16 protein-coding genes are annotated in these 15914 nt (G+C 69.8%); 7 read left to right on the top strand and 9 right to left on the bottom strand.

The annotated features are described in order from the left end of the window. Window positions 1–37 precede the first annotated feature (37 nt). Both D8896_RS04105 and D8896_RS04110 read right to left on the bottom strand, forming a co-directional pair. Window positions 38–961, bottom strand: coding sequence for a helix-turn-helix transcriptional regulator (locus tag D8896_RS04105; protein WP_162991433.1), 924 nt, complete (start codon window positions 959–961; stop codon window positions 38–40). A gap of 197 nt (window positions 962–1158) precedes the next feature. Further along, complete coding sequence (locus D8896_RS04110; protein ID WP_121820816.1) at window positions 1159–1494, bottom strand: hypothetical protein; 336 nt, start codon at window positions 1492–1494, stop codon at window positions 1159–1161. Between the two features lie 269 nt (window positions 1495–1763). Between D8896_RS04110 and D8896_RS04115 the strand changes: the two genes are divergently transcribed. Next, the gene (locus tag D8896_RS04115) at window positions 1764–2678 is read left to right on the top strand and encodes an ABC transporter ATP-binding protein (RefSeq protein WP_121820817.1); all 915 of its coding nucleotides are present in this window, start codon (window positions 1764–1766) and stop codon (window positions 2676–2678) included. Continuing rightward, entirely contained in the window at window positions 2675–3544 is an 870-nt protein-coding gene (locus D8896_RS04120; protein WP_121820818.1) for an ABC transporter permease, read from the top strand. Before D8896_RS04115 ends, D8896_RS04120 begins: the two co-directional genes overlap by 4 nt. A gap of 24 nt (window positions 3545–3568) precedes the next feature. Here D8896_RS04120 and ligA read toward each other — a convergent pair whose 3' ends face one another. The 6 genes from ligA to D8896_RS04150 form a co-directional block, all read right to left on the bottom strand. After that, window positions 3569–5626, bottom strand: a complete 2058-nt coding sequence (gene ligA, locus D8896_RS04125) for an NAD-dependent DNA ligase LigA (protein WP_121820819.1) — start codon at window positions 5624–5626, stop codon at window positions 3569–3571. 146 nt (window positions 5627–5772) lie between these two features. Beyond that, window positions 5773–6420 (bottom strand): trimeric intracellular cation channel family protein, encoded by a 648-nt coding sequence (locus D8896_RS04130; RefSeq protein WP_121820820.1) that lies wholly within the window; start codon window positions 6418–6420, stop codon window positions 5773–5775. Window positions 6421–6502: 82 nt separating this feature from the next. Beyond that, complete coding sequence (locus D8896_RS04135; RefSeq protein ID WP_205596767.1) at window positions 6503–6946, bottom strand: hypothetical protein; 444 nt, start codon at window positions 6944–6946, stop codon at window positions 6503–6505. A gap of 37 nt (window positions 6947–6983) precedes the next feature. Further along, complete coding sequence (locus D8896_RS04140) at window positions 6984–7406, bottom strand: hypothetical protein (protein WP_121820821.1); 423 nt, start codon at window positions 7404–7406, stop codon at window positions 6984–6986. Window positions 7407–7470: 64 nt separating this feature from the next. Next, window positions 7471–8673, bottom strand: a complete 1203-nt coding sequence (locus D8896_RS04145) for an MFS transporter (RefSeq protein ID WP_121820822.1) — start codon at window positions 8671–8673, stop codon at window positions 7471–7473. Between the two features lie 109 nt (window positions 8674–8782). After that, window positions 8783–9382: a hypothetical protein gene (locus D8896_RS04150; protein ID WP_121820823.1), complete on the bottom strand. Its 600-nt coding sequence runs from the start codon at window positions 9380–9382 to the stop codon at window positions 8783–8785. A 219-nt stretch (window positions 9383–9601) separates the two neighbouring features. On the opposite strand from D8896_RS04150, the gene D8896_RS04155 reads away from it, so the two are divergent. The 5 genes from D8896_RS04155 to D8896_RS04175 all read left to right on the top strand — a co-directional run bounded on the left by D8896_RS04155 (window position 9602) and on the right by D8896_RS04175 (window position 15024). Further along, window positions 9602–10894, top strand: coding sequence for an O-acetylhomoserine aminocarboxypropyltransferase/cysteine synthase family protein (locus tag D8896_RS04155; protein ID WP_121820824.1), 1293 nt, complete (start codon window positions 9602–9604; stop codon window positions 10892–10894). After that, entirely contained in the window at window positions 10891–12153 is a 1263-nt protein-coding gene (gene metX / locus D8896_RS04160) for a homoserine O-acetyltransferase MetX (protein ID WP_121820825.1), read from the top strand. The genes D8896_RS04155 and metX overlap by 4 nt, the downstream gene beginning before the upstream one ends. 49 nt (window positions 12154–12202) lie before the next feature. Continuing rightward, window positions 12203–13084, top strand: a complete 882-nt coding sequence (locus D8896_RS19175; protein ID WP_162991434.1) for a hypothetical protein — start codon at window positions 12203–12205, stop codon at window positions 13082–13084. A 218-nt stretch (window positions 13085–13302) separates the two neighbouring features. After that, window positions 13303–14136, top strand: a complete 834-nt coding sequence (locus D8896_RS04170) for a hypothetical protein (protein WP_121820827.1) — start codon at window positions 13303–13305, stop codon at window positions 14134–14136. Between the two features lie 120 nt (window positions 14137–14256). After that, the gene (locus D8896_RS04175; protein WP_121820828.1) at window positions 14257–15024 is read left to right on the top strand and encodes a hypothetical protein; all 768 of its coding nucleotides are present in this window, start codon (window positions 14257–14259) and stop codon (window positions 15022–15024) included. A gap of 46 nt (window positions 15025–15070) precedes the next feature. Here the strand turns inward: D8896_RS04175 and serB are convergent, their stop codons facing one another. Beyond that, window positions 15071–15718: a phosphoserine phosphatase SerB gene (serB, locus tag D8896_RS04180; RefSeq protein WP_121820829.1), complete on the bottom strand. Its 648-nt coding sequence runs from the start codon at window positions 15716–15718 to the stop codon at window positions 15071–15073. Window positions 15719–15914: the final 196 nt, after the last annotated feature.

Below are 15914 nucleotides of genomic sequence, written 5' to 3' on the forward strand. Positions count from 1 at the left end.
GCGGCGGCGATTAGTCCCTTTCGGCTCGGCCACCGTCTCACTCGCCGTACGGCGGTTTCGCCGCCTCCGGTCCCTGCCCTTCGAGGTGGATGATGTTCTCGCGGCCGATCGAGAGCTTCTCGACCTCACCGTTCTCCGTCATGTCCGACAGGAGCCGGCTCACCTTCGCCTTCGACCACTCCGTCTCCTCGACGATCGCCGCCTGTTTCATCCGGCCGTCGTTCTCCCGGAGGAGCTGTAACACCCGCTGTTCGTCGGTGAGGAGCGGCTCGTCGTCTGGGTCGGGCTGGTCGGTCTCGGCGGCCGCCGACGCCCCATCCTGCCGGCGGCTGTAGAGGACCCAGCCGGCGATGAGACCGACGCCGAAGACGAGCGCGCCGGCCGTGAGCTTCACGACCGTCGCGCCGTCGGTCGGGTTCGTGCCGAGCTGGAGTTCGAGCCCGTCCCGGAGCCCGTCGCCGTCCGTGTCGGGGTCGGTCGGGTCCGTCCCGTAGTTCTCGACCTCCGCGCCGTCGGACAGGCCGTCCATGTCCATGTCGGAGTCGGTCATGTCGAGCCCGAGTTCGACCTCCTTCCCGTTGGGAAGCCCGTCGCCGTCTAAGTCGCCGTCCTTCGTGACGGCTCTCGTCGAGAGGTTCTCCGCGTCGACGGTCGTTCCGTTCGAGTCAGTGAGTACGACCGCGACCGTCTGGCGCTCCGTCTCGTTCGTGTCGGGCTGGTCGACCGCGAGCGTGACCGTCGCGTTCGGGCCGGAGACGTTCCCCACACAGCCGATGCTGGTCGTGCGGTTCCCGTCGGTGTACCGGTCGGCACAGACCCGGTACTCGCGGTCCTCCGTGCCGGTGAAGGAGACCGTCAGGTTGTACGGCTCGTCGGTCCAGACGTACGTCGAGTTGTTGTGGCTCGTGACGGCCCCCGGCTCCGCGATCTCGACCTCGTCGATCCCGGTGTCCGTCGCCATCGTACCCGAGGCTACGGTTCCCAGACACGCGACCACGAGGAGAACACCCATCACGGCGAGCCCCCCTCTCGCCAACGTCATAGTCGTCATTCGCCTCCCTGTCCTATACCGTTTGTCGAGGTAGACTGAGACATCATACCGGTGATGCCTCTCCCGAACCGCGGGATCGCTGCGGGGTCGACGGACCGGTCACGCGTTTACGCTACCGCCGCAGTGTCGTTTCCGGCCGTGTCGTTGCCCGCAGTGTCGTTGCCAACGGTGTCGTTCCCGACCGTGTCATTGCCGACAGTATCGTTGCCGGCCGTGTCGTTACCGACAGTGTCGTTGCCGTCGTCCATGGTGTCGTTGCCGGCCGCGTCGTCCGTCTCGGTCTCGTCGCCGACAGCACCGTTGTCAGCGCCGATCCCGTCCGTCTCGTCCGTTCCGTTCGTGTCGTTCGCGCCGCCGGGACCGCCACAGCCGGCGAGCCCGACGAGCAACACCGCGACGACCGCGATCAGTACGACGCGTCCGCGTGGCAGTTTGGCTCTCATGCCGTCCGGGAAGGGGACGGCGGAGCGATTAAATCGCCGGAGCCGTTCCGGACGGTTCCGAACCGTTCCGGGTCGAGCGGCGGTCCCGCCGGATCGAGGGACTGCGTGGCCGTGGGATCGTAAGCCCCTGCTAGCCGGACACACCCCGTGACTGGTCCCCACGCGTTCACCGGGATCCGCCGCGAGAGCCGCGATCGACCGCCTGAAGCCGATTTGTTCCATCGGTTAGACCGAACGTATTTATAACGGGAGTCCGACAGACACGGACGATGACCGCCATCGAACTGAACGGCGTCACGAAGCGGTTCGGCGACGTCGTCGCCCTCCAGAACGTCGACCTGACCGTCAGGGACGGGGAGATATTCGGCTTCCTCGGCCCGAACGGCGCGGGCAAGTCGACGACGATCGATATCCTGCTCGACTTCGTCCGCCCCACGTCGGGGACGGCGACGGTGTTCGGCCACGACGCGCAGGCCGAGAGCGAAGCAGTGCGCTCCAGGCTCGGCGTCCTCCCGGACGGCTACCGGGTGTACGACCGGCTCACCGGCCGCCAGCACATGGAGTTCGCCATCGAGTCGAAGGGGGCCGACGACCATCCGGAGGAACTGCTCGAACGGACCGGCATCTTAGAGGCCGCCGACCGGAAGGCCGGCGGCTACTCCAAGGGGATGGCCCAGCGGCTCATGCTCGCCATGGCGCTGGTCGGCGAACCCGACATGCTGATCCTCGACGAGCCCTCGACCGGGCTGGACCCCAACGGCGCGCGGCGGATGCGCGAGATCATCCGCGAGGAGCGCGACCGCGGCGCGACGGTGTTTTTCTCCAGCCACATCCTCGAACAGGTCGAGTCCGTCTGCGACCGCGTCGGCATCCTCCGGGACGGCGAGGTCGTCGCCGTCGACAGCGTCGAGGGGCTCCGCGACGCCGCGGGCACCGACATGACGCTCAAGGTCACCGTCGACGAGGTGACGCCGGCGGTCCGCGGGGCCGTCTCGGACCTGCCCGGCGTCACCGCCGTCGAGGTCGAGGGCGCGACGCTCGTGGTCTCCTGTACGGGCGAGGTCAAGACGGACGTCTTGAACGCCATCGAGGACGCGGGCGGCGACGTGCGTGACTTCTCGACGGAGGAGGCGTCGCTGGAGGAGCTGTTCGCGGCCTACACCACCGAGGAGGTGCGCGTATGAGCCTCAGCCCCGCCTCGGTCCGTGCGGTCGCCCGAAAGGACTTCCGCGACGCCGTCCGCTCGAAGACGCTGTGGATCCTGTCGGCCCTGTTCGTCCTCTTTGCCGCCGGCATGGCGTACGTGTTCACCCTGCTGGGGTCGGGGGCCGACGGGGAACTGACCGTACTCGACCTGCTCTTTTTCCTGCAGTCGCCCGTCGCTCTGCTCGTGCCGCTGACGGCGCTGTTGCTCGGCTACAAGTCGATCGCCGGCGAGATAGACTCCGGCAGCGTGAAGATCCTGCTGTCGCTGCCCCACTCCCGGAGTTCGGTCGTCCTCGGGAAGCTGCTGGGCCGGACCGCCGTGCTCACCGTCCCGATCCTGATCGGCTTCGCCGTCGCCGCGGTGGTCGTGGTCGCGCTGTACACCACGTTCTCGCCGGGGTACTACGTCGCGTTCGTCGGGGTATCGGTGCTGTTCGGCCTCGCGTACGTGAGCATCGCGATCGCCGTGTCGTCGCTGACGAAGTCGACGTCGCGGGCCGCGGTCGGCATCTTCGGCGTGTTCGCCCTCTTCAACTTCCTCTGGGACGTGCTCGGCTGGGGGATCCACTACGTCGTCACCAGACTCGGGGAGGGACCGGCAACCTTCTTCCCCGGGATCCAGCCGCCGAACTGGTACCTGTTCTTCCAGCGCCTCTCCCCCAACGGCGCGTTCGCCGGGTCGATAGCGTCGGTGTTCCCCGGCGAGAGCCAGATCGAGGGGTACTTCCCACAGGGGGACGTGCCGCTCTACCTCGAAGACTGGTTCTCGGTGCTGATTCTGGTCGCGTGGACCGTCGTCCCGCTCGCGCTCTGCTACCGGCGGTTCAAGGCGGCCGACATCTGACGCCGCCGCCGTTTTCGGCAGCGTTCAGACGCCACGCTCGTCGAGCAGACCCTCGAACTCGGCCTCGTCCAGCACCGGAACGTCCTCGCGCTCCGCGTCGTTCGTCTTCGACGCGCCGGGGTTCTCGCCGGCGACGAGGTAGTCCGTGTTGCCCGAGACGCTGCTCGTCGCGTTCGCGCCGTGCCGCTCCACGAGTTCCTGGGCCTCGCTCCGGGTGTAGCCGTCCAGCGACCCGGTGAACACGAACGTCACCCCGGCGAGTTCGTCGCCGCCGCCCTCGTAGGGCTGTGGCTCGACGCCGCGCTCGCGGAGGTCGGCGAGCGCCCGGCGGTTCGCCTCGCTGTCGAAGAAGTCCCGGACCTGCGCGGCGACGGTCGGCCCAACGTCGGACACCTCCTGCAGGTCGGCCTCGGTGGCGTCGACGACGGCGTCAAGCGTGCCGAACTCGCGGGCGATCTCCCGGGCCGTTGCGGGACCGACGCCGGGGACGCCCAGCGCCGAGAGGAAATCGGGGAGTTCGGGCTCTTTCGAGGCGTCGAGTTCGGCGAGCAGGTTCTCGGCGCTTCGCTCGCCCCACCCCTCCAGGTCGAGCAGGTCCTCGCGCTCGATGGCGTAGAGGTCGGCGACGCTGTCCGCGACCAGTCCCGCCTCGACGAACTGGCGGACGCTCCGCTCGCCCAGCCCCTCGATGTCGAGGCCGTCGTCGCTGGCGTAGTACTCCACGGCCCGGCGAAGCTGTGCGGGGCAGGCCATCCCGCCGGTGCAGAAGGCCATCGGGCCGTCGCGCTCGACGGCGCTGTCACAGACCGGGCAGGTGTCGGGGAACTCGTAGTGGCCCTCGCTCCGGTGCTCGGTCACCTCCGCGACGTAGGGGATCACGTCGCCGGCGCGCTCGACGCGCACCTCGTCGCCGACCGCGACGCCCATCTCGGCGATCTCGTCGGGGTTGTGGAGGCTCGCCCGCGAGACGGTGACGCCGCCCACGTCGACGGGGTCAAGCAGGGCCACCGGCGTCAGGCGACCGGTGCGGCCGACCTGCACGGCCACGTCCCGAACGGTCGTCCGCTCGGCGCGGGCGGGGAACTTGTACGCGAACGCCCAGCGGTAGTGCCGCGACGTCGCGCCCAGCTCGTCGCGCGTCCCGCGGTCGTCGACCTTGATCACCGCGCCGTCTATCTCGTAGTCGAGTTCGTCGCGCTCGTCGTGCAGGCGGTCGCGGTAGTCGATGGCCGCGTCGATCGACTCGACGCGCTCGACCAGGTCGGCGACTGGCAGGCCGAACTCGGGCAGCGCCTCGTGCTCAGCCCACCGCGTTTCCCACCCGTCACTCGAATCGAGCACCTCGAAAAAGTAGCAGGCGAGCGGGCGCTCGGCGACGACGGAGGGGTCCTGCTGACGGAGCGTCCCGGCGGTCGCGTTGCGGGGGTTGGCGAAGGGCTCCTCGCCGCGCTCGACGCGCTCGCGGTTGTGCGCCTGGAACGCGTCGCGCGGCATGTACACCTCGCCGCGAACGGCGAGGAAGTCGGGATGGTCGCCGGCGAGGCGCTGGGGGATCGCGCGGATCGTCCGGACGTTCCGCGTCACGTCGTCGCCCTCGCGGCCGTCACCCCGGGTGGCGGCGCGGACGAGGCGGCCCTCCTCGTACACGACCTCGACCGAGACGCCGTCGAACTTCGGCTCGCAGACGTACGTCACGTCGCCCACCTCGTCCCGGACGCGCCGGTCGAACTCCCGCACGTCGGCGGCCTCGCCGCTCTGGTCGATCGACAGCATCGGCGCGACGTGCTCGACGGTGTCGAACTCGTCGACCGGCTCGCCGCCGACGCGACGGGTCGGGCTGTCCTCGGTCGGCAGGTCGAAGGCGTCCTCCAGTTCCTCCAGCCGGGCGAACAGCGCGTCGTACGTGCGGTCCGCGATGACCGGGTCGTGCTCGACGTAGTACTGCCGGTCGTGGTAGCGCACCGCCTCGCGCAACCGCTCGGCCTGCTCGCGGGCCGTCGACTCGGAGATGGCGTCGACCGCCTCGAACTCCGTCGGGGGGTCCGCGAGGTACGGGTTGTCGTCCGTCTCGGTGGTCGGCATCGTCGGACGCTACTCGCGGACGGCCCTAAAACGCGGCGTCCGCCGACGCTCGGCGGGGGACTGAGCGAAGTCGGCATCAGCGCAGCCGCGAGGCTGCGCCGGCGGCGACACGCGTCGGGGCAGCGAGCGCGCCGTTCGGCTCGGTCTCAGTCGCGCAGTTGCTGCACCGTCGGGAGGTGCCAGTCGTACGTGACGGCGGCCAGCCGGGTCGCGACCGTCACGACAGCGCACGCGACGGCAGCCGTGCTCGCGGCCGCGCCCAGTTCGCCCGCCAGCCAGTACGCGCTCCCGCCGAGGACCGCACAGCTCGCGTAGAAATCCTCGAAGAGGATGAAGGGTGCCCGGTCGAGCAGCACGTCCGCGAACGCACCCCCGCCGACGGCGTTGATCGTGGCGATCGCAACGACGCCGAACGCCGACACGCCCGTCTCGGTCGCGACGATCGCGCCGGTCGTCGCGAAGGCGGCGAGCCCGATAGCGTCCGCGACGAGCGTGACCGGATGCGTATCCGGGGCGGACAGCACGACGCTCAACGCGATCGCCAGGCCGACGCCGAACAGTCCCAGGCCGATCTCGACCGGCGACTGGAGCGCCAGCGGCACCCGTGCGACGAGCAGGTCGCGGGTCGTCCCGCCGGCAAACGCCATCGCGAGCCCGACGATCGTGATCCCGAACACGTCGAACTCCTCCCGGATCGCCTTCGACGAGCCGACGAGCGCGAACGCGACCAGGCCGACCGTGTTCATGACGGCGAAGGGGTCGCCGAACAGAGTCGTCACGAGATCCTGACTCACTGCGCTCGCGTACGAAGACGAGTCCCTTGAGTGCACGTATCGACGCAAACAGCGCGGAACTGCGTGGAGTCGAACGGCACGCTCACTCCATCGTCACGTGCTGGCAGTTCGTGCCGAGGCGCACGCTCGGCGATTCGTCGGGACCGCCCTCGACCCACACCGTGATCCCCTCCCAGTTGTCGCCGGAGCACTCGGTTTCGCCGGCGAAGGCGGGCCACGGGCGCTCGAACCGCTCGCCGTCGACGGTCACGACGACCGTCTCGGGGTCCGTGGACTCGGGGAACGTCGCGTCCTCGTGGGCCTCGTTGTCGTCGGAGAGGGCGTACTCGCGCTCGAACAGGACGGAGCCGTCGTCGGCCTCGACGACCACGGTCACGTCGCGGGTCGCGTCGCGGTCGCCGAGGTAGACGCTCACGGTGTGTGCGGGTTCCTCGGACGCCAGCACCTCGGCACAGCCGGCGAGGCCGCCGACGCCGCCGGCAGCGAGCAGGCCGAGCATCGTCCGTCTGGAGGGCGTTGGGGGCATAGTTGACAGTTTGGCAACGGGCGGCATATGCCTTCGGTCACTCTTCGGCCGACACCACGTCGATGGCGACGGCCTCGTCCGGGTCGATCCCGGTGAGACCGAGGTCGACCCCGAGGTCCGCCTCCAGCGCCGCGAGGAACGCCTCGGGGTCGACCGTCTCTATCAGCAGGTCCGCAGCGGTCTCGCCGACCGCTGCCCCGACGGTCTGGCCGCCGAGCGTCTCCACCACGGGGCCGGCGGGCGTGCGGCCGACCACGTCGCGGGCGACGAGCCGGCCCGAGAGCCGTCCGACGGTGCGGACCGCCTCGTCGTAGTCGACCGCCTCGCCGACCGGCGCGCCGTCGAGCGCGGCCGCGAGGTCGACGGTCTCCAGCACGTCCCTGACCGCGTCGATGGCGAAGTACGCCGACAGCGCGTCCGCCAGTTCGTCCATCGGGTCAATGGGCGCGTTCCCGGGCATGACGGATCCCCGTCGTGGACCGCGAGGCAAAAGCGTTGCCGCCGGCGCGACGGATACGTCGGCGTCACGCCTCCTCGGTCCCGCCGAACGTCCCGGTCCGCTCGATGTCCAGCCGCAGGAGGACGGGCAGGGTCACGGCGGCGAGCAGGATTTCGAGGCTCCCGACGACGAGAAACGCCGTCCCGAAGCCGTACGCGTCGGCCACCGTCCCGCCGAGGAGAAAGCCCGCGAGGAAGCCGAGGCTGCCGAACAGGTTGAACCCGCCCATCGCCGTCCCGCGGTCGCGTTCGGGCGCGAGGTCCGTGACCAGCGCCATCGTCGCCGGCGACATCAGCGCGCCGAGCACGCCGACGAGCACCATCCCCGCGCCGGCCAGCGCGACGGTTGGCGCGCGGCCGACGGCGATGACGACCACGCCGTAACACGCCGAGCCGGCGACGATCGGGAGCCGGCGGCCGTACCGGTCGGACAGCGCGCCGAAGGGGTACTGAAGGAGGGCGAAGGGGGCGAAAAAGAGCGCGAGCATCAGCCCCGCCGCGCCGGCGTCCAGCCCGAAGGTCGACCGGAAGTACAGCGTCCCGACCAGCGCGAAGAAGCCGGCGGTGAGCCGGTCGATGAAGCCGAACGCGTACGGCACCGACAGCGTCGGCGTGGCGGTCAGGTTCGACAGCGCCTCGGCGAGGCCGCCGTCGCGGGCGACGGCGCGGTCGTCGACGAGCGCGACCAGCAGGCCGGCCGCCAGCAGCAGGCCGCTGGCGACGTACAGCGGCGCGAGCGGGTCGACCTCCGTGAGCTGGCCGCCGAGCGGCGCGCCGGTCGCGGTGCCGGCACCGATGGCGATCCCGGCCGCGCCCATGTTCTTGCCGTGACCGCCCGAGAGGTCCATCAGCATCGTCATCGCGAGCGAGAACGCGCCGATGGTCGCCGCGCCCTGGAGCGCGCGGACAACGAGCACCGCTTCGAAGGAGAGGTCGGTCACGGCGGGGGCGAGCGCGAGCGCGCCGTAGCCGACCGCGCCGCCGACCGCGCCGGCGGCGATGAAGGGGACGCGCCTGCCGGCGGCGTCGCTCGCCGCGCCCCAGACGCCGACGAAGGCGACGAAGGCGGCGAACTCCGCGACGAGGAACCACATGCTCGCGTCGAGTTGCGTCGTCGCCCCCAGCGCGGCGACCAGGTCCGAGATACCCGGGTACAGCAGCGTCTGGGCGAGCAACACGACGAAGACGACGCCAGCGAGCAGCGTCCTGTCGCGCGCCGGCCGTGTCATCGACGGGACGTAGGGGCTGGAGGCACTTGAGCACCGCCGACTCGCGTCGCCGACGCGCCGGGCGAACCGCGGGGTTCGGGTCGAGCGACCGTCGGACCCGTCGGAGGGGTCAGAACCCCCAGCGGAGGCCGGACATCGTGGCGACGATAGCGACCATGAGGACGAGTTCGACCAGGCTCAGCATGCCGTACTTCTTGTTCAGTTCGGCGAGTCGCTCGTGGTCGGTGTCCTCGGCGGCGATCTCGTCGAACATCCCGGCCGTGAACATATGCAGCGGGCCGAACCCGAGGACGAGCAGCGCGACGGCGAGCCCGAGCGCCGCCCACAGCGACGGCGTCGGGGACGCCAGCAGCCCCATCATGCTGGCGAGTCCGACGCCGGAACCGACCGCACCGAGCGAGACAGGCTCCATGAGCAGGTTCATCCGCGGGACGAACCCCTGGGCGAACTCGACGTTGGCGTCCTGAGAGAGACTCCCCATGACGGGGCCGAGGACCACCGCGCCGAGCACCGCAGTCCCGAACCAGAACGCGCCGAGGAAGAGGTGGACGGTGAACATGATTCTGATGTCGCCGGTGAGATACCCCAGGACGGGGAGTCCCAGCGGAACGGCGACGGCACCGGCGGCAAACGGCCGGGAGGCCGCATCAGCCATCAGCCGATACCGCTCGCGCGTGTTCGTCGGGCGTCGTGCGTCAGTCAGAGACATACCGGATCCCGCTCCATGTCGGTCGGATCATCTGTTGTCACACGGATAAATTCACTGGCTCGACAGGCTTCGCACCGGCGTGTTGCCCCGACGGCCCGCGTTTCCGACGGCGGCGGCCGCCCACGCATCCGCGGTCGGTGCGTGCCAGACAGTGGCAAGATTTGCGAATGTTGCCGTAACTGTGGGTTATATGGATTTGAGAATATATGAGCCATACACATGACCAACGACGACGAGGACGGCGAGCAGGGCCTCTCGACCCGCTCGGTCCACGCGGGCGGGTCGCCAGACGACGCGACGGGCGCTCGCGCGACGCCGCTCTACCAGACCACCTCCTACGAGTTTCCCGACGCCGACCGCGCCGCGGAGCTGTACGCGCTGAACGCCGAGGACCATATCTACTCCCGGATCAGCAACCCCACCGTCGAGGTGCTGGAGGAGCGCCTCGCCAGCCTCGAAGGCGGCACCGGCGCGGTCGCGACGGCCAGCGGGATGGCCGCGCTGGACGCGGCGACGCTCGTCCTCGCCGAGTCCGGCGACAACGTCGTCTGCTCGACGGACACGTACGGCGGCACGACGGCGTACCTCTCCCACACCGCGGACCGCCGGGGGATCGAGGCCCGATTCGTCGACACGCTGGACTACGACGCCTACCGCGAGGCGGTCGACGAGGACACCGCGTACGTCCACGTCGAGACGGTCGGCAACCCGTCGCTGGTGACGCCCGATTTCGAGCGCGTCGCCGAAATCGCCCACGACGCGGGCGTCCCGCTCGTCGTCGACAACACGTTCGCCACGCCCGCGCTCTGTCGGCCGCTGGAGCACGGCGCGGACGTGGTCTGGGAGTCCACGACCAAGTGGCTCCACGGGTCGGGCACCACCGTCGGCGGCGTCCTCGTCGAGGACGGCGCGTTCGACTGGGAAGCGAACGGCTACGACGAGATCGCCGGCGACAACGACGCGTACCACGACACGGACTTCGCGCGTGACTTCCCGGACGCGCCGTTCGCGGCCGCCGTGCGCTACCGCTCGCTGCGGAGCCTCGGCGACCAGCAGTCGCCGTTCGACGCCTGGCAGACCCTCCAGGGGCTGGAATCGTTCCCCCTGCGGATGGAACGCCACTGCGAGAACGCCGCCGTCGTCGCGGAGTACCTCGCGGACCACGACGACGTGGCGTGGGTCGCCTACCCCGGCCTCGACTCCCACGAGACTCACGAGAACGCCAGCGAGTACCTGGAGGGCGGCTACGGCGGCATGATCGCGTTCGGGCTTGAGGGCGGTTACGAGGCGGGGAAGGCGTTCTGCGAGCGCGTCGAACTCGCCTCCTTCCTGGCGAACATCGGCGACGCCAAGACGCTGGTCATCCACCCGGCCAGCACGACCCACGGCCAGCTCTCGCCCGAGGAACAGCGACAGGCGGGCGTCACGACCGACCTGATCCGGCTCTCGGTCGGCATCGAGGACCCCGCCGACATCCTCGCGGACATCGAACGGGGGATCGAGGCCACATGAGGGCGACCGCCGGAACCGTCGACGTGGGCGAGTTCGAGTTCGAGTGCGGGGACACCCTCCCGTCGCTCGAACTCGCCTACGAGACGTACGGCGAGTTCACGGGCGACGGCGCGGAGCAAAGCTCCGCGAGCGACCGGACGCAGTCCGGAAGCAACGCGGTGCTGGTCTGTCACGCGCTCACCGGGAGCGCCCACGTCGCCAGCCGCCGGCTGTCGGACGGCGAGGCGGTCGAGACCGGCGGCCAGGCCCGCGCGTGGTGGAACGACATCGTCGGCTCCGGGAAGGCCGTCGACGGCTCGGAGTACTACGTCGTCTGCGTCAACGTGCCCGGCTCCTGCTACGGGTCGACGGGACCGGCCAGCGAGAACCCCGAGACCGGGGAGCCGTACGGCACCGAGTTCCCGCCCGTCACCGTCACCGACTGGACCCGGGCCCAGCGGCTGGCGCTGAACGAACTCGGCGTCGGTCGCCTTCACGCCGTGATCGGCGGGAGCGTCGGCGGGATGAACGTGCTGGAGTGGGGCAAGCAGTACCCCGACGACGTGCGCCGGCTGATCCCGGTCGCCACGGCGGCGCGGCTCGACCCGCAGTGCCTCGCCATCGACGGCATCGCCCGGCGGGCGATCACGACCGACCCGAACTGGAACGGCGGCGACTACTACGGCGGCGAGCACCCGAAAGACGGCCTCGCGCTGGCCCGCCAGCTGGGCCACGTGATGTACCTCTCGAAGGCGTCGATGGAGCAGAAGTTCGGCCGGCGCGCCGCCGGGCGCGCCGCCGCAGCCGACGTGTTCCCCTCGGACCCGGCGGGCGACTTCTTCCCGTACCGCGACGTGGAGTCGTACCTCGACTACCAGGCCGACAAGTTCGTCGAGCGGTTCGACGCCAACAGCTACCTCTATCTCACCCGGGCGATGGACAACTACGACCTCGCCGCCGGCTACGACGGGGACGCCGACGCCCTCGCTGCGTTCGAGGGCGAGGCGCTGGTCCTCTCGTTTACCGGCGACTGGCACTTCACGAGCGAGCAGGCCGAGTCGCTCGCGGCGGCGTTCCGCGACGCCGGCGTGCCGGTCGCCCACCACGTCGTCGACTCGGACCACGGCCACGACGCCTTCCTCGTCGAACCGGAGAACGTCGGCCCGCCGGTCGCGGACTTCCTCGCGGACGGCGTCGACGGCCGCGCAGTCACCGACACCGCCGGAGACGGCGACGACGGAAGCGACTTCGCGCCGGTCCACACCAGTCTGTTTTCCTGACGGATCCATCCCCCGTAATTATATTACCGGCCCCTGACATCCGTCGGGTATGTCAGGTGCAGGAAACGGCGGCGGCCGCAAGCGACGCGGCGGCTCCGGCGGCGACCGAACCGGGTCGGAGAACCGACGGCAGAGACAGCAGTCGGGCGGCTCCGGCGGCCGACGCGGCCAGGGCGGCCGTGGCGGCGGACAGCAGTCCGGCCGCGGGGGCGGGTCCCGTCGTGGCGGCCAGCGGTCCGGAGGCGGCGGGCAGCGAGCGCAGGGCGGTCAGGGTGGTCGTGGATCCCGCCAACGCGCCGGGCAACCTGCCAGCCAGGGCGGGGGTCGCCAGCAAGGCCCGCCGCCGTCCGGGTCGGGAGGCGGGACGATGCCGTCCGACGCGCGAACCACGGTCGGCTACGTGGTCGTCGCGCTCGCCGCGATGGGCCTGGCCGTCGGGCTGATGGTCGGGGCCGTCTCGGCCCTCGGGGAACAGGCGATCTCGGTCGAGCCCGTACAGGACGACGCCCAGCAACCGGACGATAGCGACCTGACTGCCGAACAGGAGCGGAAGCAAAGCACCGTCGAGGAGAAGCGGTTCCGCCAACGACTCGCCCAGTCCACCCTGTCGATGCTCCCGGTCCTCACCGTCGTCCTCGGCGGTATTGGCGGGCTGGTCGTCGGGCGAACGGTCGACGCGGACCTCGGGACGGTCGCCGTCGCCGCCGCCGTCGCCGCGTTCGTGGGCGCGACGCTGTTCATGTTCCTCGGCGGCTACGTCACGGGACAGCAACTGCCCGAGTTCGAACCTGCACCGAACATCGCCGTCTACGTCCCCTCGACCCAGCTGGCGCTCGACGCCGGGTCGCACTTCTTCAACAGCCTCGGCGCGGGGGTCGCAGGGGGCGTCGCCGGCGGTCTCGCGGGCGTCTGCGGCCGAAAGATCGGCTAGGCGAAGGACGACACCGGTGCAGTCGGGCCGGCAGACGGCCGGCAGCGTCACGAACCGGGACCCCGGACCGAAGTTCTATCTGCCGTATCATATCCGTCGTCTCTCACCGAGCCGTCAGGTACGAACGGTCCGAAAACGGCATCTCGAACCGTCTTCCCGACCGATCAGCCGTGAAAACCGTCGTAAGTTATAATACAACACTGTTTGATGTGAAAGTGATGTCAGATCGGAACCAAGTCGACCACGGCGAAGGACAGCAGCAGGAGGGGAACCAGCCGGGACAGCCACAGGGACAGCCGCAGGGACAGCCACAGGGACAGCCGCAGGGACAGCCCACCGGCCAGCCGGTCGCCCGGGGCTCCGGAAGCGACCTGCCGGTCAAGGAGGGCGCGGTGTTCGGTGCGCTCGGCGTGCTCGTCACCTACTTTACCCACCTGTACCTGACGGTCGCCGCGGCGGCCCAGAGCACCCCGCTGACGTACAGCCAGGAAGGGACCACGGTCGTGACCGACATGGTCGCCTCGTGGGTCGCGGCCGGCTGGAGCTATCTCGGGACGTTCGGCGTCGGCTTCGAGGCCGGCGGCGAGACGGCCGCGCTGTCGGCGGCACCGAACAACGTCGCCGCGCTCACCAACTCGCCGTTCACGCTCGCGACGACGGTGCTGTTCGCCGTCACCGTCGGGACGCTGGTCGCGGCCGGCTACGGGGTCGCCAAGCACACCGACGCCGACGACCCGGCCACCGCGGCGAAAGCCGGGCTGACCGTCGTCCCGCCGTACCTCGTGTTCGCCGGGATCGCGGCGGTCCTGATGTCGCATACGTACTCCGATCCGCAGCTGGTGAGCAGCGTCATCAACAGCGTCGGGGCGCTCGAAGCCGAGCAGTTCATCAGCGGTGGCGAGGTCTCCTCGGACCTGCAGTTCGGCCCCTCGCTGACCGACGCGGTGCTGCTCGCCGGCGTCGTCCTCCCGGCCGCCTTCGCCGTCGTGGGGGCGCTGCTCACGCAGGGCGAGCGGAGCGTCGACGCGGTCGTCGACAGGGTCAACAACTGAACTGCGAATCGACGGTCCGGACGGGACCGTGGGTCAGGGGGTCTCAGTCCGAGCGAAACGCCGAACTCCCGCCGATTCGGTTTCAATCTTTATTACCCCGGTATGTGTTAGGCAGTAGTGATGTCAGATCGTGGCGGAAATCGGCAGAACAGAAACGCGCAGGGCGGACAGACAGGCGGGAACCAACAGGCCCGACCCCAGCAGCAGCCACAGGGTCAGCCGACCGGGCCACAGGGCGGCGGCCGGGGCGTCGGCGACGTCGCGACCTCGCCGGCAACACAGAGCTACCTCAAGTTCTTCACCGGTATCTACGCCGTCGTCGGGATGGCTGTCGGGCTGAGCGTCGTCCTCATCGGCGTGGCGGGCGGGTCGCCGCTCCAGCCGGAACTCAGCGGAACGGTCGAGAACGCGCTCGAACAGAACGTGAATAACTACGACGCGATCCTCCAGCAGATGCAGATGAACCGGCTGGGCGCGACCGCGATCAACGGCGCGCCGCTGCTCGCGGCCGTCCTCGGCGTCATCACGGGCGGCTACGTCGGGAGCCGCCTCGACGCGCCCGACCGCGACGCCTACGTCACGGCGGGTCTCAGCGCGGGCGTCGGCTCGGTCGTACTGGTCGCGCTCACCGGCTTCCTCGCATCGACGCAGATCAGCCCCGTCCCGCAGCCGGAACTCCCCGAAGGGGTGGCCGGCGCGGCCGGTGCCGGCATCCAGGCCGACGCCGGCATGGGCGTCGTCGAAGGCATCCCGTCGGCGATCCTCATGGGCGGCACGAGCCTCTCGACGGGCGACCTCCTCATCAACTCGGTGCTGGTCGGCGTCGCCGTCGCCGCCTTCGCAGCCGCGACGGTGTACGTGGTCCGCAACTTCAGCCCCGAACCCTGAGCGCAACCACCTGATCCGTCTCGGTCCCCGCGAACTCCGCAGCGCCTTACAGCACGCCGTCCTCTTCCAGTAGCCGCTGCAGGCGGTCCATCCGCGCGACGACCGCGTCGCAGTGCGGCCGGACGGCGTCTTTCGGCACGAAGCCGACCGCCCGACCGGCGACCTGCAGCATCGGCAGGTCGTTCGCGCCGTCGCCGACGGCGACGGTGTCGGCCAGTTCGACGCCCAGGTCGTCGACGAGCGATTCGAGGGCGTCGTCCTTCGTCCCCTCGATGAGCGGCCCCTCGACCTCGCCGGTGAGCGCCCGCCCGCCGTCGCCCGCCGCCATCGGCAGCCGGTTGGCGACGATGCTGTCGACGGTCACGCCCTCTTTTTCCAGCGCGGCCTCGACGCCGCGCTCGAAGCCGCCGGTGAGGATGGCGACGTGGACGCCGGCGTCGCGCAGCGCCGCGATGAGGTCGGCCGCGCCGGGCCGCAGGGTGACCTCGTCGAACGCCGCGGCGGCCTCGGCCTCGGGCAGTCCGTCGAGCAGCGCCGCGCGCTCGCGCAGGCTGGTGGCGTAGTCGATCTCGTCGTTCATCGCCCGCTCGGTGATCGCGGCCATCTCGTCGGCCACGGCGCGGCGCTGCCCGAGCAGGACGGTCATCTCCGAGTCCGAGAGCGTTCCATCGAAGTCAAAGGCGACGACTGTCATGCCGCGGGATTCGTCCGGAGGTGTTGAAAAGAAAGCGGTTCCGATCTATCGTCGAGCATTTCTCGCCTTCGGCCATCAGAAGTGTTATAAAATCATCATTTATATCCCAGCACCGTTGAGGTTTATATTCTATTTTTAGGTTCATCAAGAACGAGAACTTCTTATAAAAATCTATATTAATAGGATATAATTAATA

Source organism: Halostella salina (assembly GCF_003675855.1).
GTDB lineage: Archaea > Halobacteriota > Halobacteria > Halobacteriales > Natronoarchaeaceae > Halostella > Halostella salina.